Annotated in this window: 4 protein-coding genes; all 4 read left to right on the plus strand. The window is 68.6% G+C overall.

The features are described from left to right. Positions 1-1,659: glucans biosynthesis glucosyltransferase MdoH (gene mdoH / locus DBR20_RS21435; protein ID WP_258223467.1), on the plus strand; the 1,659-nt coding region annotated here is incomplete at its 5' end. Between the two features lie 50 nt (positions 1,660-1,709). Further along, positions 1,710-2,369 (plus strand): alpha/beta hydrolase, encoded by a 660-nt coding sequence (locus DBR20_RS21440; RefSeq protein WP_108268330.1) that lies wholly within the window; start codon positions 1,710-1,712, stop codon positions 2,367-2,369. Between the two features lie 3 nt (positions 2,370-2,372). After that, positions 2,373-3,416, plus strand: coding sequence for a sensor histidine kinase (locus DBR20_RS21445; RefSeq protein ID WP_180165501.1), 1,044 nt, complete (start codon positions 2,373-2,375; stop codon positions 3,414-3,416). Positions 3,417-3,426: 10 nt separating this feature from the next. Next, the gene (locus DBR20_RS21450) at positions 3,427-4,155 is read left to right on the plus strand and encodes a LytTR family DNA-binding domain-containing protein (protein ID WP_025879008.1); all 729 of its coding nucleotides are present in this window, start codon (positions 3,427-3,429) and stop codon (positions 4,153-4,155) included. Positions 4,156-4,250: the final 95 nt, after the last annotated feature.

The following is a 4,250-nucleotide window of genomic DNA, read 5'->3' on the forward strand; positions in this document are numbered from 1 at the left end:
CTGCTGGTGCTGTTCGTCGGCCTGTTCGCGTGGATCGCGTTGTCCTTTGCCAGTGCCGTGGCCGGCTTCCTGACGGCCGTATTCGACCGGGGCTACCGCCTGGGCATCGATCCGGACAAGCCGCTGCCGACCGTGCACAGCCGCACCGCGCTGTTGATGCCCACCTACAACGAAGACCCGCGCCGGCTGCTGGCCGGCCTGCGCGCGATCTACGAATCGGTGGCGGCCACCGGTCAGCTGCAGCGTTTCGATTTCTTCGTGCTGAGTGATACCCGCCGCGAGGACATCGCGCGTGCCGAAGAGCAGGTATTCGCCGAGCTGCGCGAGCTGGTGCCCGATGGTCAGGCGCGACTGTTCTATCGCCGCCGTGGTGACAACAGCGCGCGCAAGGCCGGCAACATCGCCGACTGGGTACGCCGCTTCGGTGGTGCCTACCCGCAGATGCTGATCCTGGATGCCGACAGCCTGATGACCGGTGACAGCATCGTGCGCCTGGTGGCCGGCATGGAGCACAACGCCGACGTCGGCCTGATCCAGACCCTGCCATCGGTGATCGGCGGGCGCACCCTGTTCTCGCGCATGCAACAGTTCGGTGGGCGCGTGTACGGCCCGGTGATCGCCCGTGGCGTGGCCTGGTGGCACGGTGCCGAAAGCAATTACTGGGGGCACAACGCGATCATCCGCACCCGTGCCTTCGCCGACCACGCCGGTCTGCCGGAGCTGCCGGGGCGCAAGCCGTTCGGCGGCCACGTGCTCAGCCATGATTTCGTGGAAGCAGCGCTGATGCGCCGTGGTGGCTGGGCCGCGCACATGGTGCCCTACCTGGGCGGCAGCTACGAGGAAGGCCCACCGACGCTGACCGACCTGCTGGTGCGCGATCGCCGCTGGTGCCAGGGCAACCTGCAGCACGGCAAGGTGGTGGGCAGCCGTGGCCTGCACTGGATCAGCCGCGTACACATGCTGATCGGCATCGGCCACTACTTCACCGCACCGATGTGGGCGATGCTGATGTTGATCGGCATCGCCATCCCGCTGTTCCAGGAAGGCATCGATTTCAATGCCCTGCTGCACCTGTCGCCCAGCGTGTACTGGCGCGCGCAGGATGAAGAACAGGTGGTGCGCCTGTTCGCCGCCACCATGGCGGTGCTGCTGATGCCCAAGGTGCTGGGTTACCTGGCGATGCTGCTCGACCCGGTCGAACGCCGTGGCTGCGGTGGCGCGATCCGGGCGTTCCTGTCGATGCTGGTGGAAACCGTGCTGGCCGCACTGATGGCGCCGGTGGTGATGTACGTGCAGTCGCGCGGCGTGGCCGAAGTGCTGTCCGGCCGTGACTCGGGCTGGGATGCACAGCAGCGCGATGACGGTGGCATTTCGTGGATTTCGCTGGTGCGCGGCTACGGCGGCCTGGGCGTGTTTGGCGCCTTCATGGGCGTGCTGGCGTGGGCGGTGTCGCCGTCGCTGGCGGCCTGGATGGCGCCGGTGGTGATCGGCATGGTGCTGGCGGTGCCGGTGGTGGCACTGACCTCGCTGCGCGGGCCGGGTGCCTTCCTGCATCGTCTCGGCCTGCTCGACATCCCCGAAGAGAACATCCCGCCGCCGGTGCTGGTACGCGCCGCACAGCTGCGCCGGGAAGCGGCCGAGCAACCGCCGCTGTACTGATCGCACCGTGCCAGCGGCATAATGCGGCTTGAACGTACAGGAGCCGCATCATGCTGCAAACGGTGGAACAGGAAACCGGCGCCTCGCCGCAGTGGTCGGTGATCTGGCTGCACGGCCTCGGTGCCGACGGCCATGATTTCGCGCCGATCGTGCCCGAGCTGGTGCGCCCGCACTGGCCGGCGCTGCGCTTCGTGTTCCCGCACGCACCGGTGCGGCCGATCACGATCAACAACGGCGTGCCGATGCGCGGCTGGTACGACATCGTCGGCATGGACTTCCGCTCGCGCGCCGACATGACCGGCGTGCAGGAGTCGGTGGTGCAGCTGGATGCCCTGATCGCCCGCGAGATCGAACGCGGCGTCGCCGCCGATCACATCTTCCTGGCCGGCTTCTCGCAGGGCGGGGCAGTGATCCTGAGTGCCGCGCTGGCGCGCACTGCACCGTTGGCTGGCCTGATTGCGCTGTCGACCTACCTGCCGGATGCCGAAAGCGCGTCGCGCGTCGATGGCGCGGTGGACGTGCCGGTGTTCATGGCCCACGGCAGCAGCGATCCGGTGATCCCGCAGGCAGTGGCCGCGCACAGCGCCGAGAAGCTGCGCACGCTTGGGCTGGACGTGCAGTGGCACAGCTACCCGATGGCCCACCAGGTCTGCGCCGAGGAAATCGACGCGCTGGGTGACTGGCTGCAGGCACGCCTGGGCGTCGCCTGAGCCATGGCCGCGAGCGCTGCCACCCCGTGGATGCCGGAACTGTGCCGCCTGCCGCGGCTGGCGGCGATGCTCGGCCTGGCCGAACTGGTGGTAGTGGTGCTGGCGCTGGCGCCCGATGGCAGCCGCCATTGGACGATGGGTGAACTGGCCTCGGCCAGCGGTTTCGCGTTGTGGCTGGCGCTGGCGGTCACCGCCAGCCTGTGCCTGCTGCGGCAGGCGCTGTCGAAGCTGCCGGAAATGCTGGGCGCCGTCGCCGCCGTTGGCCTGGCCGCGCTGATCGCCATCCTGTGCGCGGGCATCATCCATGCCCTGTATGCCGTGCTGGGCGACAACTTCGCGCGCGGTATCGGCTTCTGGCGCTTCACCCTGGGCAGCGCGGCCACCACGGCACTGATCACCGCATTGGCGCTGCGCTACTTCTATGTCAGCGACCGCTGGGCGGCGCAGGTGCAGGCCAATGCCCGCGCGCAGGCGGACGCCCTGCAGGCGCGCATCCGCCCGCATTTCCTGTTCAACAGCATGAACCTGATCGCCAGCCTGCTGCACCGCGACCCGGCGGTGGCCGAGCGTGCCGTGCTCGACCTGTCCGATCTGTTCCGCGCCGCGCTGGGGGCGGGCGAGGGCGATTCGACCCTGCGCGATGAGTGCGAACTGGCCGAACGCTATCTGTCGATTGAATCACTGCGTCTGGGCGACCGCTTGCGGGTGCACTGGCAGCGCGACGAACCACTGCCCTGGGATCTGCCGATGCCGCGGCTGGTGCTGCAGCCCCTGGTGGAAAACGCGGTGCTGCACGGCATCTCGCGCCTGCCTGAAGGCGGCACCATCGAACTGCATCTGGCTTGTGTGGGCAGCGAGCTGCAGATCCGCGTACGCAATCCTGCGCCGGACCCGCAGGTGCCTGGGCTGGCCCTGGCGCAGGGAGCGGGCCACGCCCAGCACAGCATCGGCCACCGCCTGACCTGGCGCTTTGGCCGCGCCGCGCGGATGACGGCTGGCTGGAGCGAGGGCTACTATGCCTGTCAGGTGACGGTGCCGATCCAGTGAGGGGACGATCGTGAGGGTAGTCATCGCCGATGACGAACCGCTGGCGCGCGAGCGCCTGCGCAGCCTGTTGGCCGCGCAGGAAGGGGTGGACGTGGTGGCCGAGGCCGGCAACGGCGAGCAGGCCCTGCACGCGTGCGCCGAACTGCAGCCGGACCTGGTCCTGCTGGACATCGCCATGCCCGGCCTGGACGGGCTGGAAGCGGCCCGCCATCTGGCCAGTTTCGAGCCGAGGCCGGCCGTGGTGTTCTGCACCGCCTACGATGCGCACGCGCTGTCGGCGTTCGAGGCAGCGGCCATCGATTACCTGATGAAGCCGGTGCGCGCTGAGCGGCTGGCGGCGGCGATCGCACGCGCCCGCACCTTCCTGGCCGGCCGCGACGGCCAACCCCAGCACACCGGCGGCCAGGCCCGCAGCATGCTGTGTGCCCGCCTGCGCGGCAGCCTGCGATTGATTCCGCTGGACGACATCCACTACCTGCAGGCCGAAGAAAAGTACGTGGTGGTGCATCACGCCCGTGGCGAGGACCTGATCGAGGAATCGTTGAAGTCGCTGGAGGAAGAGTTCGCCAGCCGCTTCGTGCGCATCCATCGCAACTGCCTGGTGGCGCGCCATGAGCTGGTGGAACTGCGGCGTGGCAGCGGAGGCCAGGTGCAGGCGGTGCTGCGGCATGGCAAGCAGCCGCTGGAAGTGAGTCGGCGCTGCGTGGCGACGCTGAAGCAGGAATTGCGGCATCTGTGAGGTTCCGCGCGGCCTGCGGCCGCGACTGCTTCGAAATCAAAAGCAACAGCACAGCAACAGCGGGTTGTCGGCTCTGTGTTGTTGCGTGTTGGGTG

It is taken from the genome of Stenotrophomonas sp. HMWF023 (genome assembly GCF_003060985.1).
GTDB lineage: Bacteria > Pseudomonadota > Gammaproteobacteria > Xanthomonadales > Xanthomonadaceae > Stenotrophomonas > Stenotrophomonas lactitubi.